Genomic DNA, 26,829 nt, shown 5'->3' on the forward strand with positions numbered 1-26,829 from the left:
GCACCTGCACCTGCACTTGCGATAAGGCGTGGAGTTGATGAGGTGTGCAGCGGGGCAGCCGTGCAAGCGCAGCGGTTGGCCCAGGTAACAGTGCTGGCACAAGTGCCGGAGCGCCCAGCGCTGGACTATCCTATGTGCATGCATTTGCCCACACGACCGCAAGGCTCCGCCACTCTGATTGCTGCCGCCGCAGGCGCCGCGTACTAGCCCTGAGACATCGCGATGCGCCAACCCATTCCCCCGGATGCGGGTTCCCCGCCGCAGGCCCATGCATCGGTACGCTGGCTGCGCCTTCTTGCATGGCTCAGCGTCGTGGTGCCGTTGTCGATCTATCTCATCTTCGGGGTCATCCGTTACGGCTCGGCGCAGGACGAGGCCGTGATGCGGGTAGACCGGTCTTTGCGTGTGGCCCATGAGCACGCCGCCAAGGTGATGGCAGCGTCCGAGGTTCTGCACGAGCGGGTTCTGGTGCTGGTCAACGGACGCAACCTGGCTGAGCTGCGCGCCAGCGAGGCGGCGCTGCACGAGGCATTGCGCGCGCGTACCGTGGATCAGCCGCAAATCCAGTCCATCCTGATTCTTGACGCCCAGGGCAGGACGCTGGCCAGTAGCCGTTTGCTCCCGTTTCCCGTGGTGGACATGTCCGACGGCGAGTACTTCAGGGCCCACCGCGACGGCCATACCGGCTCGTTCCTCTCCCGGCCCATCGTCACCCGCACATCGGGTGAGCGCGTGCTGAACCTGAGCGTGGCGTTCAGCGACGACCAGGGCCGCTTTGGCGGAGTGGTGAATGTGGCGGTGCTCACGTCTTACTTCGGCAGCTTCTTCCACGACATGGTGGCCGGCGACCCGGAGCTCACGATGAGCCTGTTTGCCGCCAGCGGTGAGGTCTACACCCAGTGGCCCGAAATGCCGGACGCCGGGACGCGACTGTCGGACGCGGGACCCATCATGCAAAGCATCTACCAAGGTAGCGAAGCGGCGCGGTTGCGTGGCGTGTCGTCCATCAGCGGAGAGGACAGCTACCTGGCTTATCGCAAGGTGGGCAGTTACCCGCTTTTCGTGGCTGCAGGCCGCGACCGGTCCTCCATGCAGCAGGCCCTGCTGGGCGAGCTGGCGCTGCTCTTCCTGGTAGGGGCGCTGCCGGTGTGCGCGCTGTTTGCCACCGCCACGGTGGCACTGCGCAACGCGCGGATGGTGCTATTGACCATGGAGCAGCTGGAGAAGGAAACCGAAACCCGCAGACGCGCAGAGGAGGCGTTGCTACAGGCGCAAAAGCTCGAAGCCTTGGGGCGGCTGACCGGCGGCGTGGCGCACGACTTCAACAATGCGCTGATGGTCATCAGCAACAATCTGTTCCTGCTCAGGCGCATGGCGCCCGACGTGGGAACCAGGCAGATCGAATCGATGACGCGCGCTGTGAAGTCGGCGACCAACCTCACGCGGCAGCTGCTCGCATTCTCGCGCCGGCAGCCTCTGGTGACGGAACACATTGTTCTGCAGGAAAAATTGCCGCCGTTGCGCGACCTCATTGCGCCGGTGCTGGGGAGCAAGGTGCAGCTGCTGGTCAACGTGGAGCCCGACACGGCACCGGTACAGCTGGACCTTGCAGAGCTGGAGCTGGCCTTGCTCAACCTGGGCATCAACGCGCGGGATGCCATGCCATCCGGCGGCGCACTGGTTATTCACGCGTGCAATGCACCGGCAGCCGCAACGGGTGCGAGCGCACCCGCCATGGTGATGATTGATGTGCGCGACACAGGCACCGGCATTGCGCCCGAGCTTCTGAGCAAGGTGTTCGAGCCGTTCTTTACGACCAAGGCTGTGGGGCAGGGCACGGGCCTGGGCCTGAGCCAGGTGTATGGCATGTGCGAGCGCATGGGCGGGCGGGCCGAGATCGCAAGCACGGTGGGCGAGGGTACCTGCGTCACGTTGTTCTTCCCGCGCGCGGCCGACAAGGCTGCCGTGGCAGCAGCCGGCCCGGCGCCCGCGCTGGTTGCGTTGAACAAGACAGTGGTGCTCGTGGAAGATAACGAAGAAGTGGCCGCGTCGGTCGTGCCGATTCTCGAATCGCTGGGCTGCCGGGTCACGCATGTGGACCGTGCCGTGAAGGCGCGCCAGCTGCTGGAGCAGGGCGCGCGGCCCGACCTGATCGTGTCGGACGTGGTCATGCCCGGCGAGATGGACGGGGTGTCACTGGCCCAGCACATCCGCGAGGTGTGGCCTTCGCAGCGCCTGCTACTGATGACCGGGTACGCCGAGCAGCTCGACAACATCAAGCGCATGGGGTTTGACGTGCTGCCCAAGCCGTGCACCCCGCAGATGTTGCACGCCGCCATTCTGCGCGTCTGTTCGTAGACACCGCGCGGCAGCGTCTTGCTGCGTGCGCTCATGGCGGAGCAGCATGGCCCGGATGCGCCCATGCAGGGCGCCGCGCTGCCCGCGCTACATTGTCCAGATGCGTGGCGCCTCGCCGGTGATCCCCCATAGCGTCTCCCGCCACGCCACGCGGACAGCCTTGAGCAGCCTCATCGCGGGCTCCACCTGCGGGGCCAGCACCCGTACCACCACCATGCGGTCGTTGGGGCTGGTGGCCCCCGCCGTTTCTTTCACTGCGGGGTGGACGTCCATCACGGCGCGGGCGGCGTCCAGCGCCGCATCGCGGCGTGCGCGGCTCAGCGGGGTGCCAGCTGCCAGCAGCATGCTGGCCATACAGCGGTGGCCCGCCAGGCCCAGCGGGCTTCCCAGCAGGCGTTCATCGGCAGCGTCGATCACCCCGCGCTCCAGCCAAAGGCCTGGCACTTCCAGGTGCTGGGTGAAGCGGCCGGCCTCAAAAGGCTGACCGGCGTGCGGCAGGCCCAGTGCGGTCACGTCCCAGGCCATGCATTCGGCGCTCGGGGCCAGCTGCAGCGTGAGGTGGTTTTCGGCGTGGCAGGCGCTGTAGCACAGGGCTTCGAGTGGCAGCCATTCCAGCCGTGCACCTTCGGCCACGGCAAGGTGGCTGCGCTGCAGTGCCAGCGGGCCGGTCGATCGGTAGAACCGCGTGGCGCCCGGCGTGGTGACCAACCCGTGTGCGCCAGGGCCCACGGTTGCCGTGATGTCCAGCGTGTCGCCGCCCACCAGGCCCCCAGGTGGGTGCACCAGCACGTTGTGGCACACCGCATCACCCTCCGGGTACAGGCTTTGCAGGATGCGCAGCGGGCCGTGGTGCTCGTAGCGCGCCACGGTGCGGGCGCTTTCCAGGGTGTAGTCCAGTTGCAGACGGGCGTGCCAGGGCATATCGAATTCGATTGCTATTTTTTAAATAGCGTTTTGGGTTGCACAAAAGGCGCCCGCAGGGGTTTCAGATCATGCGGCGCGGTACGGGGAGCGCTGGCTTTTACATGGTATTGCGGCACCCCCGCGTTCCTGAGCAAGCAGCGTGCCGACCGTGAATGCTCGCGGACCGTCCGTCCCCGCGGGATTACCGCGGGACAGCGCAGGAATCGTCCAGCCTCGCCATGCCTGCCATCTTCTGTAGCCGGCTGCGGTTCTCAAGGCAGGCCTGGTATTGCGCCTCGGCAGCCTTCTGCTGCGACAGGCGGGCGGCCTGGGCGCGGTCGGCTTGCAACTGTGCCACGCGCTCGCGGATTTGCGGCATGGCGGCGAGGGCGGCTTTTTCGCCTTCCAGGATGGCGTTGGCGCGCTGGCTGAAGTCAGCGGCACCGATGTCCAGCACCTGGGGACGGATGATCACGTCGGCGCGCGCCAATTCGGCCTGTCCGAGCTTCTGGCCCATGATGGCAATAGACTGGTTAAGTGCTCCCAGCATGTTGCCCGGTGTCTGGCCTCGGGCCTTGTTCGAGATGTCCACTGCCACCACGATGTCAGCCCCTAGCTGCCGCGCGGCATCCACCGGCACCGGGCTGACGATTCCGCCATCCACAAAATGGAACTTGCCGATGGTGACGGGCTGGAACACGCCCGGAACGCTGCTGGATGCGCGCACTGCCTGGCCCGTGTTGCCCCGGGCGAACACCGTGCGCTCGCCGTCTTCCAGCCGCGTGGCCACGGCAACGAACGGCTTGGCGAGCTGCTCCAGAGGCTTGCGTCGCACCTGCTCGTTGACATAGTCCTCCAGCTTCTGGCCTTGCACCAGGCCGCCCGAGGAGAGCTGCAGATCACGTATCCTGGATTCGTCGAGCCCCACAGCCTTTTCCTGGAGTTCAAAGGCATTCATGCCGCTGGCGTAGAGTGCCCCCACCACGCTGCCGGCGCTGGTTCCGGCGACCACGGCGGGTGCCAGGCCGTTGGCCTCCAGCATCTTGATGACGCCAATGTGCGCAAAACCCTTGGCCGCACCGCCACCCAATGCCAGCCCGATGCGCACGGGGGGCACTTCTGGCGCAGTCGGCCTGTCGGGAGCCGCAGACCGGACGGGCGCATCGCCTGCACAGCCCGCCAGCAGAGCCACTAGCAGCAGCGCTGCACCGCGGCGCGCCATGGGGTCGGGCTGGATGCGCAGCAAGTCGCAGGCGGATCGGAAAGGCAGGAAACGGATCAACAACATGGGGCCACCACAGGTGCGGAGCGCTGCCGCGCGGCGCCGCAGATGGGGCCGCGCCAGCGCGTCATGGCCGAGGATGGTAACCGCAGCCCCATCTGCGCTGGCCCTTGGGCCGCTGTCAGCGCTGCACGGCCTCGGGCATCTGAAACGCGAACTCGCCGTGCGCTATTTCTGTACCGACCATGACCCGTGCAATCAGGCGCCGGTTCCAGCCGACACGTTGCGAATGCACGTCGTCCCACAGGAGCGTACATGTCACGGACGTACCCCGGTTCACCGGTACCTCGTTCAGCGTGGTGTAGGGCAGGTCCAGCGGCTCCTGCGTATCGGCGTCCCACAGCACGATGCCGATCACCTGGTCTTGCGGTACAGGGCAAGTGTCCGATGACTGCGCACACCCGTCGGCGTGCACGTGCAGGTAGGGCCAGCGAAAGCTGCATTGCGCTGGATTCACGGTCACCGATGTTTTTTTTGATCCCTTGACGGAGAGCCCATAGGTGCCCGCCCATACGAAGGCCCCATTGGCATCCAGCAGCTTCCACGGGCGAAGCAGCGACGCCATGCCCATCCGAAGCAGGCGCATCGCGAATGCCGCCACGCGCCACCCGACCGAGACCGTATCGGTGGTTTGCAGCGAGTTCAGTGGGGCGTTGGCTTCCGGGCCGGTGCGCGCGCCGGGCGCCGTGGCATCCTGCGCCGTGGTGTTGGCCAGCCACTTGTGCACCAGGTTGGACAGCCACGCCATGGTGGTCCAGAAACTCTTGCGGTACGTGGCAGACAGCGAAACCCCGCGAACCTGCGTTCCGTTGAGCACGGCAGTCAGTCGGAAGGTGTCAAGCCCGACCGGCAGGGCACTGAGCTCGAAGTAGGTGTCGCGCGCCTCCAGCACCAGCACGCCGTCGCGGTAGCTGCCCGTGAACAGGTACATCAGGTTGCGTACCGGGCTTCCGCCCTCGCCACCGGCATAGCGTTCGCAGCCATACACCGTGACGGGGCACGTGCCCGTGTCGTCCGGCTGGCCCACATGCAATACGCGCAAGGAGAGGGTGATGGTCGCGATGGCGAGTTGGTCCAGAGCTGGGACCACGAAGGGCGCGAACACCGACATGCGCGTGACGTCCCAGATCTTGCCGGGCAATGTACTGGCCTGGGGGGGGGATGCGATGGCCCGCATTTGGAAGATGCCGCTTCCATACAGCGCATCCCCGTAATGCACCGACACAGTGAACGGCGAGCGGTCAAGCGGTACCTGCAGGTGGATCAGCGTGCCGTCGGCGCTCAGCGAGAACGGATGGATCTGACCGCCGAGCGTGACGGAAAGCTGGGCCGCCTGCAGCGGCTCAAACCCCTGGGCGGACACGGATGCCAGCGTCAGCACCTGCCCGCCATCGACCGGGATGGAGGGGTAGCTGTCCACCGCCTTCGCTGCCATGCGACCGGCGGGCGATACATAGCGCAGGCCCGCACGCGGATCCCGCGCCGTAGGGGCAACGAAGGCGCCATAGGGAATGCGCGCGACGATGCCGCCGGAGCTGACCGCCACCACACCTTGCGCAGACAAGGCGAGCGAAGCGTTGATTGCCGGGTATTGGACGGACGTCCAGAACGCCGGATCGTCGCTGGCGCCTTCCTCCTGGGGATCCAGACGGCACAAGTCGAATTCGCCTATGACGTCGCCGTGTTTCGGATCGATGGAGAGCACCACCCCATCGCCCGTGGCTACATAGACCCGGTAGCCAGCCTGGCCATCCGGGGCCGGCCCGACCACCGGCGAGGAAAAGCTGGGCATCCCCGTGAAACAGGCCCACAGCAGCCTTGGCGCGCTGTTCCGCTCGGCGATGTCAAAGGCGCGCAGCACACCGTCAGACGAGAGCACGAACATCTGCTGAACGCTGCCCTGCTCATACAGGGCAGGTGATGCATAGATCAGCGCCGGGGTGTCGACGGTAGCGATGCGGTGGCCCAACTGCTGTGCGTCGAGGCAGTAGATCCGGCCATCGAACGCGCCCAGCATCACCCGTCCGTCGCGGGTGATCGCGGGGGAGCTGGCGCACAGGTTGTCCAGCGGCGCGGTCCACAGGATCTTCGGCGCATCGGATCGGGGATCGAACGCGTAGACCGTCATGTCGGCCGCGGCAAAGCAGCCCATGGTGCCGTCGGGGTGAAAGGCGGCGGCACTCCAGATGAAAAAACCGGTGGCAAAGGCCCAGCGCTTTGAGGCGCCTTGTGCGTCGGCACGGAGGGCGTAGAAAAAGAAGTTGTCGCAGCCCGCGTACAGCCCGCCGTTGCCGTCGGTGACCACATTGCCCTCCAGCCAGTCGATGGTGCTGGGCGAACTGGGTTGCTTGTCCAGCTCGAAGCGGGCGAGTGGCTCGTCTGCGCGGGAGCCGTACAGGGATCGGTTGCCTGCGGGAACATACATCCACTGGGTGGGCAGATGGCACGCCGCCGAGTCGACCACGGCGCGCTTGTCGGAATCGCCTGCAGCTATCGGCACCCAGGTCCATTCCCCATCGCCAGCCATCGAGTACAGGTACCCGTCGGATGACCCGACGTGCACCGTGCCTGTCGTGTCGACGATCGGTGTGGCATTCACGATGCCCCCGGCTTCAGCGCGACGCCAGATCAACGCCCCTTCATGAACGCGCTGGTTGAAGTCCCAGCAACCCGTGTTCTGCGGGTTGCCTCGCATCGTTGGCCACGGCGCCGGTGTGGAATTCAGGGGGTTCATGTTCCGTCCTTTCGCACAGCCCACTGTGCGGTGGGCGCACTGTAGGCGCGTTTTCGATATCCGCGATACCTCGTGCGGGCGGTATCCCATGATTGCGGTACGCAGACACCGCCCCACGTTGCCGGGCGCGGCCTTTTGCACAGGCAGCCCATGGCCCGCGCACTTGGGCGCTGCGCGTTCATGGGATAGGCAGGGGAGCGCGCGATTTTTAGAGTGCCAGCCGATCACGAAGCCGGTGCCCGCAGTAGCGGCACTTCCTGGCGCGTGACTTAACCACCCACTCAAGGAGCCGCCATGTACCGATCTGAGCAGACCAGCCCGACCATCCCTTTCGCATCCTTCGTGCGGACCGGCCCATCGGTTTTGTTCGAGTCCTTCGAGCACCTGCTCATTGGCGACCGGATCCTGTTGCATACGGCGGATGGCGACGTGCGGCGGGGGGCGGACTACCTCCTCGCGCTTCCCAATGGGCTGCAGCTGACCTATGGTCGCGTAGTTGCACTGGCGGGTGACTTCTTCGGCATCCCGGGTGAAGCGATTGCGGATGATCCCCATGCGCCCGAACGATTTTTGCGTGCGTTCGGCCAGATGGCGGAAGACGCTGACGGGGTTTCTCAGGTCCAGGCCATCAACGTCGTCATGCAGGACGAAATCACTGCACTTGTGCAGGCCATCGAGCGCGGCGAAACCGACCTGTACAAGGTCTACCAAAGCCTGGACCTGAACGGCCGCTACAACCGGGCCACGGGCGGTGGCAGCATCTTGACCGACTACTGGCCCATGGGGCGCTACCTTGCCTTGGCCGCATCCAATTTCGATCACTTTGGAGAAGATGCGGTCAGGGCCTACGCCATGGGACATGCGCAGGCCTTGACCCAGGCACTGCTTGCGCGCAAGCTCAGCGGTGCCGCCCGCGAGAAGGCGTTGCAGCTGGCCTATGCGCAAAACGCGTTCGCCGACCATTTCCTTTCGGACCTGTTTTCGTCGGGTCACCTGCGCACGCCGCGCCGCGCGCTCGACCGCATCGGTCGGCAGTCGGCCGTGCCCGAGGGGGCCGCGCTGGCCGGCCTGTGTGCCAAGGCCATGCATGACGAGGACAGCTACCACGGCTTGACCGTGCGCAACGCGCGGGGCGAAACGTGGCGCGCCTATGGCGACAAAAAGCTGCTCGATCATGGCGATGAGGAAAACCTGCGCCGGGTGGTGGCTGCCGTACAGGCTTCGGCCGGGGAAATCTGGAACGCCTTTGCCAGCGGCCAGCTCCCCGAGCGCTATGCCGCGCTGGCATGCACGCCCGACCTGGCGGCCCTTCAGGATCGCCATAGTGCGGCCAACCTCTCGCCGCTGTTTACCGCCGAAACCGGCGGGCAGGTGCTGCGCCGCAAAGACGTGGTGGACCTGGCGAGTCGCGATTGGACCCATGACTGGTGGCTGGCTTCCACCGTGGCCCTGCTGCGGAGTACCGAGTCCCAGCGGCTCGGGGGCCGCGCCGATACGCCGCTGAACATCGATCCCATCGTGGTGCAGTTTTTCCGCAATGGCGAGGGACGCATGGGGATGATCGAGTATGGCCCGGGGGCCACCGGGTACGGCACGCTTTGGGGTGCGGGCGACATGGGGCAGGGGGCGGGGTTGGTTGCCTTGCTCGATCTGGATCTGGAGGGGGACGGCGCCACGCAATTCGTTCAGCTGTGGCAGGCCGGAGCCGACACAGGTGTCATCGTCTATGGGCCTGATGCGCAGGCGGCGGGCTATGCCGTGCGATACGCCAGCGCCGGGGTTCTCGCGGGTGCCACTGGCGGGCAATGGCGATCTTGCCGCAGGCGCGAGGGTGGAGCATGGATGGTGCGCAGCGCACCGCTGGCCGGCGCACTGAGCCTGGACGCACTGCGTGCTCGCACCGATGCAGCGTCGCTGGCGATCGAGGTGCTGTGGCGCTCCGCGCAACTCTTTGCGCAGCCGCCTGAGGGCTGCCTGCTGGCGGCCGACATCGACGGCGATGGCAATGATGAACTCGTATGGATGGGCGTGTCCCTCAATACGTCGCTGTGCCTGGCGGCCGCGCGGCTGGGCGACCACGGGCCCGAGGTGATGGTGGCGCCACGCGAACAGCCGCGAGGCAGCGGATTGCTGGCGCTCGCCGCTGACGTGGATGGGAGCGGCAGGCAGGCCATCGTCTGCATTGGTGAGGCTGCCGACGCTACCGGTGGTTTTACGCGGGTGTGCCGGCTTGGTGTTGACAGCCGGAGTTTTGACGTGCTGGACCGCCAGAACCATGCGTTCAGCGGCGCCCTGATTGGGTGGCTTGTTGTGGATGCCGACGAGGACGGCGCTGCGGACCTCGTACGGGTAGGCGCGCTGGATGGACGGGTCACGGTCCAGCTCCTGCGCTCGCGAAAGGACGGCTCGTTCGACGCTGGCGTGGCCAATACGTTTGACATCCCGGCAGCTTCTGTGGGGTTGCTGACGAGCCGGGTAGGTGGTCGCGGACGCTACGTGGTGCACCACTTGTTAAACCATGGCGGACAGCTCGGCTGGGCTGTGTTCACGCCGAATGCCTCAGGCTCCGGATTCGGCCTGGCGGCTCTGCAGCGCGACATGGGACAGGGCGCCGCTGCCCTTGGATTCTTTACTGCCAACGCCTTCCTGGCGGCGGCCGACTGAGCCGCAGGCGGGGCCGCTGCACCGTCACCGGTGCTCGGCCGCCGGCACAACATCTCTGTGCTGGGGCGGTACAGCTCCCGTGAACACGGGAGTCTTTAACATCGCGCCGATGAGACAATCTTGCGAAGGAGGTAAACCCATGCCCATCCGTGTGTTGGTGGTGGAAGATGAACCAGCCTTCCTGCAGCGGTTTTCGGAAGCGGTGCTCGGCCATGCGCGGCTGGAGCTGGTGGGTGCCGTCACCAGCGTGTCGGCCGCTTGCGCCATGATCGATGCGCTCGGGCCCGACGTGGTGCTCACGGACCTGGGCTTGCCGGATGGCAACGGTACCGCCGTGATCCGCCACGCGATGGGACGGCGCGCCGATTGCGATGTGCTGGTGGTCACCATGTTTGGCGACGATGCCCATGTGACCGACAGCATTGCGGCCGGCGCCACAGGGTACTTGATGAAGGATGCTCTGCCCGATTGCATGGCCGAGTCCATCATTCAGGTGCACGAGGGCGGATCTCCCATCAGCCCGGGCATCGCGCGCCGGGTGCTGCAGCGGTTTCGCGCGTCCGGGACAGTCGCTGCGGCACCTTCGCCAACCCTTGCGTTGCACGCCACTGCCCCTAACCCGCTCACCGCGCGAGAGTCCGATATCTTGCGCCTCGTGGCCAAAGGGCTGAGCTTTTCCGACATCGGCGATGTGCTTGACATTTCTCCTCACACCGTGGTGGCGCACGTCAAGCGCATCTATCGCAAGCTGGCTGTGCATTCGCGTGGCGAGGCGGTGTACGAAGCGCAGGCGATCGGCCTGCTCTGAAGCTGCCGTCGCAATGGCTTGCAGCGGTGTTCTTTCGGGTCTGGCCATCGGCCAGGCAATGACCGCCACCTGCTCCTTCCAACCGGCGTCGACGGCGGCGAGGCGGGCATGGTGACCACTGCGCTGGCGGCCCGGTTTGATGAACTGGCGGTCCTTCGACAGTGCGGCGGGCTGCTGCTGGCCAAGGCGCGACTGCGCGGCCAGCCGGTCATGCTGTGGCACCTGACGGGTCAGGATACGCAGGCAGCCTCCGCGAGCCGCACGGTGTGTGAGCGACTCCAGGATGCGCAGTTGCTTGCCGTGGTGGACCACCACGAAGGCCCTTCGGGTGTGACCTGGGTGGTGCCCAACGACGGCGCCGTATTTCTGGATGACTGGGCCGACCGGCACGGTCCGCTGCCGCTGGCCGGTTCGCTGCAGTTGCTGCATTCGATCGCCCTGGCGCTCGATGCACTCCATCGGGAGGGTGTGCTGCACCTTCACCTGCGCCCGGCGACCGTTCGGGTGCAGGCCGGAAGTCCCCCGCATGTCCAGCTTGTTACCGCCGAGGCGGTAGCGCTGGAGACTGCCGCCGCGGTCCAGGTGGTCGGCACGGGCCACGAGGCCTGCTACAGCGCGCCGGAACTGAGCGGCCGCACGGCGATACGGCCGGGGCCGCGCACGGATCTGTACCTCCTGGGAATGCTGGCGTACCGGGTGTTGACCGGTCGTGCTCCGTGGGAGGCCGAGGATGCGCTGGGATGGCTTCACGCCCATCTTGCGGTGCCCCCTGCGGACTTGCGGCAATGGCGGTCCGATATTCCGCCGGAACTGGCGGCGTTGGTTGCGGCGTTGCTTGCCAAGTCGCCCGACCAGCGACCTGGCTCCGCGGCTGTCGTGGCACGCGATCTCCATGCTTGTCTGCAGGCGCTGGAGCAGCCCGTCACGCGTCGCGCCACACCGCTGCGATCTCCGCGCGCCCTGTTTGCCCAGCCACGGCTGTTGCTGGGCCGCGAAGCCGAGTGTGAAGCCTTGGAGCAGGCACTGGAGCGGGTCTGCGGTGGTCGCGTCGAGCGGATCGAGCTTTCCGGCCCCGCCGGTATTGGAAAAACCGCCTTGGCGCGGCGCTTTATGGATGCGGCGCGCCAGCGGGGCGCACGCGTCCTTTCCGCCAAGTGCGAGCAGCAGGCTGCGCCTCGACCCTATCCCGTGGTGGCGGATCTGCTAGACGATCTGGTGTCTCAGGGGCTTGGGCTGCCACGAGGCATGCCCGGCCCGGAGTCAGCCGCCCTGCTGGCGCTCTCGCCTGGCCTCGCGGCGCAGGCGGTGGTTGCAGCGTCCGAGCAGGCGCTCCCGCCTGACCAGGCCCGTCAGCGGCTTCTGTCAGGGCTGGTGGAACTGCTGGCGGCGCTGGCGCGGGACCAGGCATTGGTGCTGTGGGTGGACGACGCCCATTGGAGTGACGAGACCACGCTGTTACTGCTGCAAGCAGCGCTGGCCGATCGCTCGCTGCGGCACGTGCTGCTGCTCGTGGGGCTGCGCAGCGACGAGGCAGCGGGCGGTCCGGACGGCACGATGTTTCGTTCGCTGCCCGGCATCAAGATCGAGCTTTCGGGTCTGCAAGATGACGAGATACGCAGTTGGGTTCACGCTGCGCTGCCAGGCGGTCTGGTCCACCCGGCGCCGACGTTGGCACGGCTGGTTCAGCGCAGTGCAGGCAACCCGCTCTTTCTGGGGCAGCTGCTAGACGCCATGGTTGCGCAGGGGCAGCTTGCGCCAGGCGAAGATGGTCGCTGGGAGCTGGACGACCGCGCTGCGGGTCTTTCAGCCTTGCCGGCTTCCGCGCTCGAGGCTGGCGCTGCGCGACTTCGCGCTTTGGAGCCGGACGACGCGTGGCTGCTCGGCCTGGCTGCCGCGCACGGCGGGGAACTGGATGCTGCATTGCTGGCGCGTGCCGCATCGCGCAGCCCGGCGCAGGTGAGGTTCACGCTGGAAAGGGCACAGGCCGAGGGGCTCGTGGAGCCCACACGGCAGGGGCGCTGGCGGTTCCTGCACGATCGGCTTCAGCAGGCCGCGTACCAGGGCGGCGACCAGGCCGTCCGTCAGCAGTGGCATTTGCGGTTGGGCGAGACCTTGCTGAACACAGCCGATGAGTCAGTGCTGTTCGAGATGTGCCGGCATCTGGCGCTTGCCCAGACTTTGTTGACGCCCCATCAGCTCCATGCCTTCGTACTGGCAGCCCAGCGCGCAGCCCGCAAGGCCGGCCTCGGAGCCGCGTTCTCACAGCAGGTCGCCTTGTTGCGCAGCGCCGTCGGCGCCCTGCCGTCAGACCAGTTGATCGACTCCGCCGGGCGCCGCTCGCTCCTGTTCGATGCCGCGGAGGCCCTGGTGCTGGCACGCGATTTCGCGGCTGCGGACCAGTGTCTGCGCATGGCGGATCCGCTGGCCACAGACAGGCTTTCCCAAGCCCGGGCTGACGAGTTGCGGATCGGTTGGCTGGTTGCCCAGGAGCGTGGTACCGAGGCGCTGTCACTCGGCGTGGAGGCGCTAGCACGACTGGGTGTGGTCGTGCGCCCGGGGCGGGCAAACCTGGAAGCGCTGTGGCATTGGCTACGCCTCAAGACCGTATTGCGGGGCATCCCGCAGGCACGCTGGCCGGATCTCCCGGTCACGGCAGACCCTCTGCACCAGCAGACGGACAGGCTGATCTTTGCCAGCATCAGCGTGGCGCACACGCTGACGTCTCCGCTGTACGCCGTGCTGGGCCTGGCGGGAGCGCGATTTGCACTCTTGCGCGGCCTCACGCAGTGGTCGTGGCAACCCATCTCGGCGGCGGCGCATGTGCTCTCGGGGGTGTTTGATGACATCGAGACCGGGCACGCGCTGGGCGAGCTGTCCGTGCAGCTGGGGGAGCGCCTGGGCACGCACAGCCTGAGCTTCAACCACCTTTTCTACGTGATGCACTGGAAGGTACCGGTCGCCTCCACCCTGCCGCTGTTGCGCGAGTGCTTTGATTTGGCAGAGCGCAGCGGCAACTTCGAGATCGCCGGCTACGCGGCCGGCATGCTGGTGGGGGTGACCTGGAATGCCATGAGCTCCCTCACTGCGCTGGACGAGGCCATCCACGACGCGCGGGGCTTTGCGGAGCGCCGTGACAACGCGCTGGTGCGGGATTGCTGCGACACCTTTGACGCCCTGCTGCGACTGCTCCGAGGCCCGGCTCCGCAGGCCGAGATCGCGCCGTTAGAGCGCCAGCGAGCCATCGGGCAGGCGCTGCCGCACGACGAGATCTTTGCGCTCATCCATGACCAGCTGGCGGTCATGCTCAATGTGATGGCGGGCTTCACGGGCGATGCGGTCGTCGAATGCGGCCAGCGCGTGCGCCGCAACCTGCATCGCATGGCCGGCAATTTCTCGACGCCCCTCCACCACTGGTTCGAGGCCTTGCTCCATGCCGACCGACTGCGTGAGCGCCCGGCGGCGGGCTCCAGGCGGCTGGTGAAGCGGCATCTTGGCAAGCTGCGGGCCTGGTCGGCGCACTGCCCTGCGAACCACGCGCACCGGGTGGTCAGCCTGGAGGCCGAATGGGCCGCGCTGGCCGGTGCGCGCGAAGCCGACACGCTGTATGCCCAAGCGGTCCAGATGGCCAGCGACCACGGGTTCACCGGGGACGCGGCCATCCTGGCGCACCGCTGGGCGCGGCACTGCGCGCGCACCGGCAATCCGGAGGGCTTGCGCACCAGCCTGGAGCGCGCTCACGCCCTGTATTCGCAATGGGGTGCCCATTGCATGGTGGAGATGCTTGAGCGCAGCCTGCCCACATTTGCACGACCGCGGCGCGACCCGCCACCTCTCCCGCTGGACACGGCCACCTTGATCAAGGCCTCGCAGACCATCGGCGCGGAGCTGGAGATGGGTGCCGTGGCCGAACGCTTGCTGCAGCAGGTGATGGAGAACGCCGGCGCGCGCTACGGCGCCCTGTTGCTGCAGCGGGATGACCGCCTGGTGCTGGCGGCTCAGCGCGCGAGCGCCGGTGTGCGGGCCGAAGCGCCGGTGCCTGCGGATCTGGAGCGCACGGGGCTGCCGCATGCACTGCTGCGCTCGGTGTTGCTGGGACGCGAGCCCGTGGTGCTGGAGGACGCGTGCGCGCCCCACGCCTGGGCTCCCGCGCATCGCTGGGCTGGCCAGGCGCAGGTGTCCGTGCTGTGCGTTCCGGTGGTCGCGGCCGGCCGCCCTTTGGGTGCGCTGTATCTGGAAAACGAGTTGTCCGCCGCCTGCTTCACGCCGGAGCGGGCCACCGTTGCCCGTGTGCTGGCCGGGCAGGCGGCGGTGGCGCTCAGCAATGCGCGCCTGTACGCCGAGCTCAGCGAAGCCCACGATGCGCTGCAGTCGGCCAACCTGCGTCTTGAAGAACGGGTCCTCGAACGTACCCGTGCGCTGGAGGATAACCATGCGCAGATGCGCCGGCTCGAGCGCCTGCACGCGGCCGACGAGGAGCGCCAGCGCATCATGCGCGACCTGCACGATGGGCTGGGCTCCCAACTCTTCGTGATGCTGTCGCGCGTGGAGCGCGAAGAGATTTCGCGCGGCGAGATCAGCGATGCGCTGCGCGCCTGCATTGCCGACATGCGGCTGGTGCTGGAAGCGATGGGCCCCGAGGGAAACGACTTCATGGCCGCCTGGGGCAGCTTTCGCTTTCGCTGGGATGCGCAACTGCGCGCCGCCGGGTTGCAAACGCGGTGGATCGACGACACACCGGGCGATGCCTTCGAGCTCGCCCCGGCCACGGGCCTGCAAATCCTGCGCGTGGCCCAGGAAGCGCTCACCAATGTGCTCAAGCACGCAGCGGCGCAACAGGTGGAGGTGGTGTTGCGTTCCGCCGGCGGGCGCCTTCAGGTCAGCGTGCGTGACGACGGCTGTGGCATCCGCGGCGACGCCATGCCTGGAAGCCGTGGTCTGGTGAACATGCAGACCCGTGCCCAGCGCATGGGTGGCCGGCTGCGCATCGAGCCGACTGCGCCCGGAACCCGCCTCGAACTTGAAGTCCCGCTGTCCTGACCTGGAAGGCAGGCGGGCGCTCCGGAGGCACCCGCGCTGCAATCACTCGCCCTGAGATCCCCGATGGGCCCACGCGGTGGTGTGCTTTTCGATGGCGCTGAACAGTTCATACATCGCCATCGCCATGGCGCCGACCACCATGAGACCAGCGAATGCCAGCCCCATCTGCATGGACGATCCCGCGCTGATCAGCAGGTAGCCAATGCCTTCGTTGGCGGCCGTCATCTCGCTCACGGTGGTGCCCACAAAGGCCAGCGTGATGGCCACCTTGAGCGAGCCGTAGAAGTACGGCATGGAGCGGGGCAGGCCCACCTTGGTGAGCACGTCCCAGCGCTTGGCGCCCAGCACGCGCAGCACGTCTTCCAGCTCAGGCTCCAGCGTGGCCAGGCCTGTGGCGATGTTCACCATGATCGGGAAGAAGCTGATCAGGAACGCGGTGAGGATGGCTGGGCCCACGCCGATGCCGAACCACACCACCAGGATGGGTACGAAAGCCGCCTTGGGCAAGGCGTTGAAGGCTGTCATGAGCGGATACACGGCAGCGTAGGCCAGCCGTGATGACCCGATGATGAAACCCAGCAGCACCCCCACCACGATGGCGATGCCAAAACCAGCCATGGTGACCCAGAAGGTACGCCAGGCGTGCCCGGCAATCACGCCGCTGAATTCCACCAGCTGCGTGCCGATGGCCCAGGGGCTGGGGAAGATGAACTCCGACACGTTGAAGGCCGAGCAGATGATCTGCCACAGCACGATGGTGGCGGTCAGCAATATCCAGGGCGACCAGCGCTCTACGGTTTTCTTGTGCATGGTGAGTTTTTGACCTTATTGCTGGATGGGAGCGCCGGCTTTGCGCAGGGCGCCGATGTGCCCGCGCAGCTCGTGCACGACGTCGGTGAACTCCTTGGTGTAGGTGATCTCCAGGTCGCGCGGGCGCGGCAGTTCGATCTCTTTCTTCACCACGAAGCGGCCGGGGCTCTTGCTCATCACGTACACGGTGTCGGCCAGAAACACGGATTCGCGCAGGTCGTGAGTGACCAGGATCACGTTGAACTGCTGCTCCGTCCACAGGTCGCGCAATATGCACCACAGCTCTTCGCGCGTGAAGGCATCGAGCGCGCCGAAGGGTTCGTCCAGCAGCAGCATCTTGGGCTCGTGAATGAGCGCGCGGCAGATGCTGGCGCGCTGCTGCATGCCGCCCGAAAGCTGCCACGGGAACTTGTCTTCATACCCGCCCAGGCCCACCTTCTGCAGCAGCTTGCGGGCGCGCTCCTCGTATTCCTTGCGCTTTTGCTTGAAGTTGCTGCGGTAGGGCTCCACGATTTCGAGCGGCAGCAGCACGTTGTCGACCGTGGTGCGCCAGGGCAGCAGCGAGGGCGCCTGAAAGGCCATGCCCGAGATCTTGAGCGGCCCGGTCACGGGCTGCCCGTCGATGAGGATCTTGCCCATCGACGGCATCTTCAGCCCCGTGGCCAGCTTCATGAAGGTGGACTTGCCGCAGCCCGAGGGCCCGACGATGGCGATGAACTCGCCGCGGCGCACCTTCAGGTCGATGGCCTCGACGGCAAAGTGGTTCTGGGCGCGCAGCTCTTCGTTGTAGGCGAGCCAGACGTCGCTGAAATCCACGAAATAGGAATCGGCAGCCTGCATGACGGTATTGATGTAAAAACAGCTTCCAGCGCTTGATTTATAAGCGCTGGAAGCTATTTGTTTTGTAGCAAATAGGCTTGTGGCAAAGACGCCGGCTTACTTCTTGGGAAGAACGTTCAGCTCGGCCGCGCTGGGCAGGAAGCCGGGGTTCCACACATCGTCGGGGTTCACGCGTGTCTTGGTGTTGAACGCGTCGGACACCTGCGATGCCATCAGCGACAGGCGCCCGGGCACCACGCGGCCAAAGCCTTCGGCGCGGGCGTCGGGGCTGTTGATGACGGTGTCGATGGCCAGCTGCAGGCGGCGGGTTTCGAGCGGCACGTTGACGATGCCGTCACGCGCCTTCACGTGTTCGATGGCTGCACCCGGATTGGCAATGACTTCCTTGGCGCCCTTGGCAAAGGCCGAGAGGAACGCCTTGATGGCGGCCGGGTTCTCCTTGATCAGCTTGGGGCTGGCAATGATCACGTTGCCGTACAGCTTCACGCCGAAGTCGGCATAGGGCAGCACGACCACGTCGGCGGCCTTGGCGCCGCGGGCTTCCAGGTTCAGCAGCGAGGTGAAGGTAAAGCCGGTGATGGCATCCACATCGCCACGCACCAGCATGGTCTCGCGCAGCGGTGGGTCCATGGCGGTCCAGGTCACGTTGCCAATGCCGTTGGCCTTCTGGAAGATGGGGAAGGCGCGGCGGCCGGCGTCGAATACGGGTGCGCCCAGCTTCTTGCCAGCCAGGTCTGCAGGCTTGGCGATGCCGCTCTTCTTGAGGGCCATCACCGACGCTGGCGTGTTGTTGTAGACCATCATCACGGCCACGGGCTTGTTTTGCGCGTCGGGGTTGTTGGCGTGGAACTCCATCACTGCAGCCAGGTCTGCAAAGCCCATGTCGTACGTTCCCGAGGCTACGCGCTGTACCGCACCGCCCGAGCCGTTGCCCGCGTCCACGGTGACATCCAGGCCCGCGGCCTTGAAGTAGCCCTTGGCTACCGGCTGCAGGAACAGCGCAGCGGGGCCTTCAAAGCGCCAGTCCAGCTGAAACTTGATGGGCGTGGGCTGTTGTGCCTGGGCCAGGTGCGTGGCGCTGGCAAGGGCGAGCACGGCGGCGGTCTGGAGGAAGGTTCTTTTTTGCATGGTGGGGCTCCTGTCAGGCATCGGATGGGAAACAGAGGGAAAAGAACGACGGTTGGCGCTGGTGGACCGGCAAGCGGAGCGCCGCCGGTAACGTATAGAGAGGTGTCAGCAAAATCGATGCCCGCTTTGTGGCGCCGTGCATGCTGTGCGTGCACATTGTTCACCGCAATGGTGCGCCGTGCCATGCAGGGTTTCCCGAAATGGTGCGGGTGGCGGGCGAGCCCCCTTACGGTGCAGGTCAGCTGTATCCGGACAAACGCGCAGGGCAGCCGCCTTGCCCGGTGGTACAACGATATGGCGACAGCCCACTACACAACCAACAAGGGGACCACGCCATGCCCAAGGTGTCAGAGTTTTTCGAGAACGTGCAATTGCCCACCATGCCCGACGTGGCGCGCGAACTGATCGCGACCATGCGCGACGATGACATCCCGTTCGAGAAGGTGCGCAGTGCGATCGCCAAGGACCCGGCCCTCACAGCCAAGCTGATCCGCCTGGCCAACAGCGCCCGCTTCGGTCTGCCACGCCAGGTGGCATCGCTGGATGACGCCATCACCATGGTGGGGCTCAACCAGGTGCGCACCCTGGCGCTGGCAGCATGCATGTCGGGGGTTTTCAAGGACGCGCCAGGGGTGGATGCCGAGGCGTTCTGGAAGGAAAGCATGGCCATTGCCGGCTATGCGCAATGGCTGGCGCGCACGTTGGGGGCCGATGCCCAGCAGTCGTGGATGGCGGGCTTTCTGGTGCGGCTGGGCGAGCTGATCATTGCGCAGAAGGTACCCGAGCAGATCGAGGCCATCGAACACCTGCCCCACCATGCGGGCGGCCGATGGGAGCGCGAGCGCACGCTGCTGGGGTTTTCGGAAGCGCAGGTCACGGCCGAACTGGCACGGCGCTGGCGTTTCCCCGATAGCCTGGTGCTGGCGCTCGAAACCGCGGAAGACCCGCTGGCGCACACGCCGTTTTGCCGGCAGGGCGGCATCGTGCATGTGGCCATGCTGCTGGCCGAGATCGGGCTCGAAGAACCCATGTCTGCGGCAGACACCATTGCCAGCCTGCCCGCCGAGCTCAAGCAGGCCTTGCAGCTCGACTCAGGCTGGCTGGCAGAGCACCTGCCGCCCGTGGAGGCCTTTGTGGACGTATCCGTGAGGTGACCGCCACCTGAACCCGGCAGGGCGCAATGCCCTGCCAGCAGCCCCTCCCGGGGCTGCGTGTCAGCGTGGTCGTGCGGCAGCGCTGGCCACGGCCAGGGCCGTCATGTTGAACACCCGGCGCACGGTGGCAGCCGGCGTCAGGATGTACGCCGTAGCGGCAGCCCCCATCAGGATCGGGCCCACCGTCACGCCGCCGCTGGTGGTGGTCTTGAGCACGTTGTAGAGGATGTTGGCGGCATCCAGATTGGGGCAGATCAGCAGGTTGGCTGCATCGCTCAGCGTGGTGTCGGCTTCGGCCAGGTAGTTCTTGCGGATGCCGGGCTCCAGCGCGGCGTCGCCGTGCAGTTCGCCGTCGCACTCGATCTCGGGGTGGGCCGCCACGAACAGGTCGCGCGCCTCGCGCATCTTGCGGGCCGATGGCTTCTTCGATGAACCGTAGCTCGAGTGCGACAGGAACGCCACCTTGGGCGGCAGGCCGAAGCGCTGCACCTCTTGCACCGACATCCATGCAATGTCGGCCAGTTGCTGGGCCGTGGGGTTTTCGTTCACATACGTGTCCGCAATGAACAGCGTGCCCTGGTTGGTCATCAGTGCATTCAGCGCAGCGTAGTCGCTGGCACCGGCCTGGCGGCCGATGATGCTGTGGATGCGCTCCAGGTGCGTCTCATACGTACCCACCAGCCCGCAGATCATGGCGTCGGCATCACCGAGCTTGACCATCAGCGAGGCAATGATGGTGTTAGAGCGGCGCACTGCGGCCTTGGCCACTTCCAGCGTCGCGCCATCGCGCTTCATCAGCTGGTGGTAGTGCTCCCAGTACTGGCGAAAGCGCGGGTCGTCTTCAGGATTGCACACCTCCACGTCCTTGCCCAGGCGCATGCGCAGGCCGGCCTTTTCGATGCGGGCGGCGATCACGGCGGGGCGGCCGATCAGAATGGGCACGGCGATCTTGTCGTCGATGGCCATCTGCGCAGCGCGCAAAGCGCGTTCGTCTTCACCGTCGGCATAGGCCACGCGCTTTTGCGCCTCGGGCAGTGCCTTGGCAGCTGTGATCACCGGGCGCATCAGCATGCCGGTCTGGTACACGAAGCGGGACAGCGTCTCCTTGTAGGCCTCCATGTCGGTGATGGGGCGCGTGGCCACGCCCGACTCAAACGCGGCCTGGGCCACGGCTGGTGCAATCTTCAAGATCAGGCGCGAGTCGAACGGCGTGGGGATCAGGTAGTCGGGGCCGAAGGTGAGTTCCTTGCCCGCATAGGCGCTGGCCACTTCCTCGCTGATGTCGGCCTTGGCCAGGTCGGCAATCTGGCGCACGCAGGCCAGCTTCATGGCCTCGGTGATCTTGGTGGCACCGCAGTCGAGCGCGCCGCGGAAGATGTACGGGAAGCACAGCACATTGTTGACCTGGTTCGGGTAGTCCGAACGGCCGGTGGCAATGATGCAGTCCGGGCGGACGGCCTTGGCGAGTTCGGGGCGGATCTCGGGCTCGGGGTTGGCCAGCGCCAGGATGATGGGCTTCGGCGCCATGGTCTTGACCATCTCGGCCGTGAGCACGCCGGGCGCCGAGCAGCCCAGGAACACGTCGGCGCCGTTGACCGCATCGGCCAGTGTGCGTGCCTCGGTCTTTCGCGCGTAGGCGGCTTTTGATTCGTCGTAGCCACCAGGGCGGCCTTCGTAGATCACGCCCTTGGAGTCGCACACAAATACGTTCTCGATATTCACCCCCAGGCCGACCATCACGTTCAGGCAGGCAATGGCGGCAGCGCCCGCACCCGAGACGGCAATCTTGACTTGGTCGATCTGCTTGTCCACCAGCTCCAGGCCATTGAGCAGCGCCGCGCTGCTGATGATGGCCGTGCCGTGCTGGTCATCATGGAACACCGGAATGTTCATGCGCTTGCTGAGTTCGCGCTCGATGTAGAAGCACTCGGGCGCCTTGATGTCTTCGAGGTTGATGCCGCCCAGCGTGGGCTCGAGGGCCGCGATGATCTCGATGAGCTTGTCGGGGTCGCGCTCGGCCAGTTCGATGTCGAACACATCGACACCGGCAAATTTCTTGAACAGGCAGCCCTTGCCCTCCATCACCGGCTTGCTGGCCAGCGGGCCGATATCGCCCAGGCCCAGCACGGCCGTGCCGTTGGTGATCACCGCCACCAGGTTACCGCGCGAGGTGTAGTCGAATGCCTTGGACGGGTCGGCCGCGATATCGAGGCACGGATAGGCCACGCCCGGCGAGTACGCCAGCGACAGGTCGCGCTGGTTGGACAAAGGCTTGGTAGGCGTGACCGAAATCTTGCCCCGGTTGGGGTTGCGGTGGTATTCGCGCGCAGCGTCGCGCAGGGCCTGTTCGGCGGCGGAAATGTTCTGGGTCATGCGGAAATCCTGGAAATACTGCGGAAGGCAAAAACAAGCGTACTCGAAGGCGTGGGCGGCGCACATGCAGGTTTATGCGTATGCAGCATAAGAGCCTGTTCAAAGTCTTTTTGGAGTCGCACAAGTGCCTTGCCGGGATGGGATGCAAGGCGCGGAGGGCAGCCAATAGCTTGGCTATTGGCAAGCGCCGCAACGCCGCAGACCGCCCGGCAAGGCACTTGCCCGAAGGGTTGGAGTGAAATCGGGTGATTGAACGCCCCGGCTGCTTGCATGGGCATGAGCCCATGCGGCGCATCCGAGGCATCCACTCATCCCGATTGCACTCCAATGCGATCTCCAAAAAGACTTTGAACAGGCTCTAAGGCCAAAACCCCCTGACAGCCGTGGCGGACAGGGGGTCGTGCCACACGGGCGGTGGCGGGTTTTCTGGCAGCGGCCAGGCAGGACGCTAGTGGGCGTCGGCCTGTCGTGCGGCATTCACAGCGGCGGAGGTGTCGCGGCTGGCGCCATTGAAGAAAACGTTCAGGGCCACGGCCGCGATCGAGGCCAGAAGGATACCGGATTCGATCAGCGGGTGGATGGCGTGCGGCATCCACTGGCGGAAGCTCGGGGCAATCAGCGGGATCATGCCCACGCCGATCGATACCGCCACGATCATCGCGTTGAAACGGTTGTTCTTGAAGTCCACCCCGCCCAGGATGCGGATGCCGGTGGCGGCCACCATGCCGAACATCACAAGCCCCGCGCCACCGAGCACCATGGTGGGCAGCGATTCGACCAGTGCTGCCATCTTGGGCAGTACACCCAGCACGATCAGGATCACCCCGCCGGCCACGCACACAAAGCGGCTCTTGACGCCCGTGACGGCCACCAGACCTACGTTTTGCGAGAAGCTTGTGTACGGAAAGGTGTTGAAGATGCCGCCCAGCAGCGTGCCGAGGCCGTCGGTGCGCAGGCCCCGCGTGAGGGCCGCCTGGTCCACCTTGCGGTCGGTCATGTCGCCCAGCGCGAGGAACATGCCGGTGGATTCGATCATCACCACGATCATCACCAGGGTCATGGTCAGGATCAGGATCGGGTCGAACACGGGCGTAGCGATCTCGAAAGGCAGCACCAGGTCAAACCAGCTGGCCTTGGCGACCTTGTCAAAGTTCATCAGGCCCATGGCCGTGGCCACCACCGCCCCGATGACGATGCCCAGCAGCACCGAGATGTTGGCAATGAAGCCCTTGGCGAAGCGCGCGATCAGCAGGATGGAAACCAGCACCAGCGCCGAGATGCCGATACCGCTCAGGTCGGCATAGCGCGGGTTGGGCACGGTGGGCACGATCGCCAGGCCCTTGGGCACCGGCGGAATGGCACTGCCGGGCGCGCCAGCTGCCGACTGTGCCTCGGCCAGCCACTTGAGGTGCTCGGGGTTCACCACATTGGGAGCGGTGGGGCCCACGGGGTTGCCAAAGATCCAGTTGATGCCCACCCGCATCAGGCTGATGCCGATGACGGTGATGATCGTGCCCGTGACCACGGGCGGAAAGAAGCGCAGCAGCCGGCTGACGATGGGGGCAATCAGGATGGAGATCACCCCCGCACCAATCACCGCACCAAAGATCAGCCCCGCGCCAGCCGTGCCGCCGGTGGCCTGCGCCATCGACACCATGGGGGCCACAGCGGCAAAGGTCACGCCCATCATCACCGGCAGGCGGATGCCGAACCACTGCGTGGCGCCCAGCGCCTGGATCAGCGTGACCAGGCCGCAGCAAAACAGGTCTGCCGAGATCAGCATGGCCACCTGGTCGGGCGTGAGGTTGAGTGCGCGGCCGACGATGAGTGGCACGGCCACTGCACCGGCATACATCACCAGCACATGCTGCAGGCCCAGCGCCGACAGGCGCCCCACGGGCAGATGTTCATCGACGGGGTGAACGGGGGTTTGCATTGGGGGGCTCCTGTCCGCGAAGACGCGTTGTCGAGGTGGCTGGGTCTGGGTTGCGTACCGCGATGTGTACTGCCATCCATACAAAAAGTGTATACAAATTAGATCGATTGATGTCTAGCGGTAAACCCTTGGTGGCCGGGGAGCGTGGGGGACCCGGCGTGCGCGGGTGCACTGCATTCGCGGGTGCCATGGGCGGTCGCCGTGACTCGCGCGAAGCTTCTTCGCAAAAAAGTTGGAGGTCTGCGATGGACGGGTGGTGGGCTGTCGGGGCAGCGCCCGGCTGCTCCTGTTACGGGCGGCTCATGCCGCGGCTGTCACCACTGTCCGAACCACGCAGCTGTCAGGGCGCACCTTGGTCTGGCCGACCACCACGAACAGGCACTAGCGCATGTCGCCATCAGATGCGCCCTGTGCGGGAGCCAGACCGTCTCACGTCGACCGCATCGTTGGCATGCGCCGGGCCGCGGGGTAGGCGCCTTCGGTCCTGCTACCTGGCGTTACGAGGTCGCCTGAATGTTCAAATGCTATTGAATGTATAGCTATCCAGGATTGAAGAACCTGGGCTTTCGCCCGAAATCGCTACAAAATCCGTCCAAACCACCATACCGACAGCCCACCGGCCGCCAGTGCAAGCGCCGCACCCAGCAGGGCCAGCAGTGCAGAGATTTCTGTTTCCTTCTTTTCCACCGTCAGGCGGGAACTCAGCGTTTCATAGACCTTCCTCAGGTCGGCCGCCGTAGCGGCGTGGAAGTACTCCGCATTGGTCAGGTTGGCCACGGTCTTGAGGGTTTCCTCGTCCAGCCGCACGCGCATCGACCAACCCTCGAAGCCAATCGTCTCGCCCTGCACCGTGCCTACGCCCACGGTGTACACCCGCACGCCGCGGTCGGCGGCCCACTTGGCGGCTTCGAGCGGGTCCACGCCGGTGGTGCGCTGTCCGTCGGTCAGCATGATGACCGCGGCGGAGGTGTAGGAGCCAGGCGCCACGGGCACGAAGGCCTTGGCCTGGTCCTGCTGCTTGGCGATCTCGTCGATGGGCCTGGGCCGCATGGCCTGGCGGCCGCCCAGGGCCGAAATGTCGATGCCCGCGTCGGGGAAGATGGTGGCCAGCGACAGCATGATGCCGTTGCCCGTGGCTGTGCCGCGCTGGAGCTGGAAGCTGTCGATGGCCTTGATGAGGTCCTCATGGCTTTGCGTGGGCAGCTGGGCCAGCTGGGCGCTACCGGCGAAGGCGACGATGCCCACACGAACGTGCCGCGGCAGCTCGGCGATGAAGGCCTTGGCAGCGTTCTGGGCGGCGGTGATGCGGTCGGGCTCCACGTCGGTTGCGCGCATGCTGCCCGAGACGTCCATGGCCAGCATGATGGTCTGGTTCTGGGCGGGCAGGGTGATCACGGCCATGGGGCGGGCGGCTGCCAGCAGCAGCGCCACCAGGGCCAGCAGGAAGAGCAGTGGCGGGATGTGGCGGCGCAGGCGCTGGCCCGGGCCCATGGCCTCGCGTACCAGCGACAGGCTGGAATAGGTGAGCGCCGTTTTCTTGCGACGGTGCAGCAACCACCAGTACAGCAGCACCAGCAGGGGCGCCAGCAGCAGCAGCCAGAGCAGGGTGGGCCAGATGAAAACCATGTTCGTAGCGTCCTGGGGCGCGGTGCGTGGTGTGGTGAAAGGGTGTTCTGATGGAGCCTGGGTGGTGGAACGCAGGTGTCAGGCAGCCCGGCCGGGTGCAACGCGCGGGGCTCGCACGCGCCGGCGGCGCAGGTCCATGAAGCGCAGCAGCGCATCCACCAGGTCATCGTCGGTACACAGCTCCAGCGTGTCGGCACCGGCCGCGGCCAGCGACTGCAGGAGCGTGGCCTCGCGGTCTGCCGCCAGCTGGGCAAAGCGGCGGCGAAAGGCGGCGTCGTGCGTGTCCACCTGCAGCTGCTCGCCGGTCTCGGCGTCGCGCAGGGTGATCATGCCGACATCGGGCAAGGCCAGCTCCAGCGGGTCGAGCAGGCGCACGGCCACCACGTCGTGGCGCTGGGCCAGCTGGGCCAGCGGTTTCTCCCAGCCGGGCGCGCTGATGAAGTCCGACACCACAAACACGGTGCTGCGGCGCCGCAGGTTGGCCATGGCCGACCGGAGCAGCCATTGCAAATCGGTGGCGCTGCCAGGCGGGCTGCTGCTACTGCTGCTACGCCCGACACCGCTCTTGGCTTTGCCAGCGCCGTTGCCGACGGGGCTGATGGGTGGCGCCAGCAGGTGATGCACCAGGTGCAGCACATGGGCGCGGCTGCTGCGGGCGGGCAGTACGGTGTCGACTCCCCGCGCGGTGGATGCCGGGCCTGCGCCGTACAGCATGGCGCCCACGCGGTTGCCATGGCGCGTGAGCAGGCGGGCCAGCACCGCGACGAAGCCGGTGAGGATGTCGCGCTTGGCATTGCCCTGGGGCCCGAAGTTCACTGACGGGCTCACATCCAGCAGGAACCAGGCCGACATCTCGCGGTCTTCGGTGAAGACGCGCACATGGGGGGTGTTCAGCCGTGCGGTCACGTTCCAGTCGATGTGGCGCACATCGTCGTGCGGCTGGTATTCGCGCAGGTCGGCCAGGTCCAGACCGCTACCGCGCATCAGCGTGCGGTAGTCGCCCTGCAGCAGGCCATCCAGGCGTCGGATCACCTTCCACTCCAGCTCGCGCAGCAGTCGGTCAGCCTGGCCGGGCAGAGTGGGCAGCGGCCGTGGCGCCTTGCCCTGCGCCATCCGGCCGGCATCGGCTGCAGCGGGTGGGTGAGGGTGTGGCAGGGCGGTAGTCATGTTGGCGCA

15 protein-coding genes are annotated in these 26,829 nt (G+C 66.2%); 5 read left to right on the forward strand and 10 right to left on the reverse strand.

Annotation, left to right across the window (positions count from 1 at the left end):
• Positions 1 to 222: 222 nt before the first annotated feature.
• Positions 223 to 2,358 (forward strand): ATP-binding protein, encoded by a 2,136-nt coding sequence (locus ACTPOI_RS06995; protein WP_440107732.1) that lies wholly within the window; start codon positions 223 to 225, stop codon positions 2,356 to 2,358.
• Positions 2,359 to 2,445: 87 nt separating this feature from the next.
• Here ACTPOI_RS06995 and ACTPOI_RS07000 read toward each other — a convergent pair whose 3' ends face one another.
• The 3 genes from ACTPOI_RS07000 to ACTPOI_RS07010 form a co-directional block, all read right to left on the reverse strand.
• Positions 2,446 to 3,279 (reverse strand): urease accessory protein UreD, encoded by an 834-nt coding sequence (locus tag ACTPOI_RS07000; protein ID WP_440107734.1) that lies wholly within the window; start codon positions 3,277 to 3,279, stop codon positions 2,446 to 2,448.
• Positions 3,280 to 3,463: 184 nt separating this feature from the next.
• Positions 3,464 to 4,483 (reverse strand): patatin-like phospholipase family protein, encoded by a 1,020-nt coding sequence (locus ACTPOI_RS07005; protein ID WP_440108282.1) that lies wholly within the window; start codon positions 4,481 to 4,483, stop codon positions 3,464 to 3,466.
• A 181-nt stretch (positions 4,484 to 4,664) separates the two neighbouring features.
• Positions 4,665 to 7,277: an outer membrane protein assembly factor BamB family protein gene (locus tag ACTPOI_RS07010; RefSeq protein WP_440107736.1), complete on the reverse strand. Its 2,613-nt coding sequence runs from the start codon at positions 7,275 to 7,277 to the stop codon at positions 4,665 to 4,667.
• Between the two features lie 294 nt (positions 7,278 to 7,571).
• Between ACTPOI_RS07010 and ACTPOI_RS07015 the strand changes: the two genes are divergently transcribed.
• The 3 genes from ACTPOI_RS07015 to ACTPOI_RS07025 all read left to right on the forward strand — a co-directional run bounded on the left by ACTPOI_RS07015 (position 7,572) and on the right by ACTPOI_RS07025 (position 15,786).
• Entirely contained in the window at positions 7,572 to 9,941 is a 2,370-nt protein-coding gene (locus ACTPOI_RS07015) for a hypothetical protein (RefSeq protein WP_440107738.1), read from the forward strand.
• Between the two features lie 139 nt (positions 9,942 to 10,080).
• Positions 10,081 to 10,749, forward strand: a complete 669-nt coding sequence (locus ACTPOI_RS07020; RefSeq protein WP_440107740.1) for a LuxR C-terminal-related transcriptional regulator — start codon at positions 10,081 to 10,083, stop codon at positions 10,747 to 10,749.
• A 210-nt stretch (positions 10,750 to 10,959) separates the two neighbouring features.
• On the forward strand, positions 10,960 to 15,786 hold the full coding sequence (locus ACTPOI_RS07025; RefSeq protein WP_440107742.1) for an AAA family ATPase: 4,827 nt from the start codon (positions 10,960 to 10,962) through the stop codon (positions 15,784 to 15,786).
• Between the two features lie 42 nt (positions 15,787 to 15,828).
• Here the strand turns inward: ACTPOI_RS07025 and ACTPOI_RS07030 are convergent, their stop codons facing one another.
• The 3 genes from ACTPOI_RS07030 to ACTPOI_RS07040 form a co-directional block, all read right to left on the reverse strand.
• Entirely contained in the window at positions 15,829 to 16,596 is a 768-nt protein-coding gene (locus ACTPOI_RS07030) for an ABC transporter permease (protein ID WP_440107744.1), read from the reverse strand.
• 15 nt (positions 16,597 to 16,611) lie between these two features.
• Positions 16,612 to 17,436 carry an ABC transporter ATP-binding protein gene (locus ACTPOI_RS07035; RefSeq protein WP_291519940.1) on the reverse strand — a complete coding sequence of 275 codons (825 nt, stop codon included), beginning with the start codon at positions 17,434 to 17,436 and terminating at the stop codon, positions 16,612 to 16,614.
• Positions 17,437 to 17,532: 96 nt separating this feature from the next.
• Positions 17,533 to 18,564, reverse strand: coding sequence for an ABC transporter substrate-binding protein (locus ACTPOI_RS07040; protein ID WP_440107746.1), 1,032 nt, complete (start codon positions 18,562 to 18,564; stop codon positions 17,533 to 17,535).
• Between the two features lie 335 nt (positions 18,565 to 18,899).
• On the opposite strand from ACTPOI_RS07040, the gene ACTPOI_RS07045 reads away from it, so the two are divergent.
• Positions 18,900 to 19,718, forward strand: a complete 819-nt coding sequence (locus ACTPOI_RS07045) for an HDOD domain-containing protein (RefSeq protein ID WP_440107748.1) — start codon at positions 18,900 to 18,902, stop codon at positions 19,716 to 19,718.
• Between the two features lie 60 nt (positions 19,719 to 19,778).
• Here ACTPOI_RS07045 and ACTPOI_RS07050 read toward each other — a convergent pair whose 3' ends face one another.
• From ACTPOI_RS07050 to ACTPOI_RS07065, 4 genes are all read right to left on the reverse strand, one after another.
• Entirely contained in the window at positions 19,779 to 22,091 is a 2,313-nt protein-coding gene (locus ACTPOI_RS07050; RefSeq protein ID WP_440107750.1) for an NADP-dependent malic enzyme, read from the reverse strand.
• 448 nt (positions 22,092 to 22,539) lie between these two features.
• The gene (locus ACTPOI_RS07055; protein ID WP_440107752.1) at positions 22,540 to 24,027 is read right to left on the reverse strand and encodes a nucleobase:cation symporter-2 family protein; all 1,488 of its coding nucleotides are present in this window, start codon (positions 24,025 to 24,027) and stop codon (positions 22,540 to 22,542) included.
• A gap of 579 nt (positions 24,028 to 24,606) precedes the next feature.
• Positions 24,607 to 25,653 (reverse strand): VWA domain-containing protein, encoded by a 1,047-nt coding sequence (locus ACTPOI_RS07060; protein WP_440107754.1) that lies wholly within the window; start codon positions 25,651 to 25,653, stop codon positions 24,607 to 24,609.
• Between the two features lie 78 nt (positions 25,654 to 25,731).
• Positions 25,732 to 26,766, reverse strand: coding sequence for a DUF58 domain-containing protein (locus ACTPOI_RS07065; protein WP_440108283.1), 1,035 nt, complete (start codon positions 26,764 to 26,766; stop codon positions 25,732 to 25,734).
• Positions 26,767 to 26,829: the final 63 nt, after the last annotated feature.

Source organism: Acidovorax sp. BL-A-41-H1 (assembly GCF_051942715.1).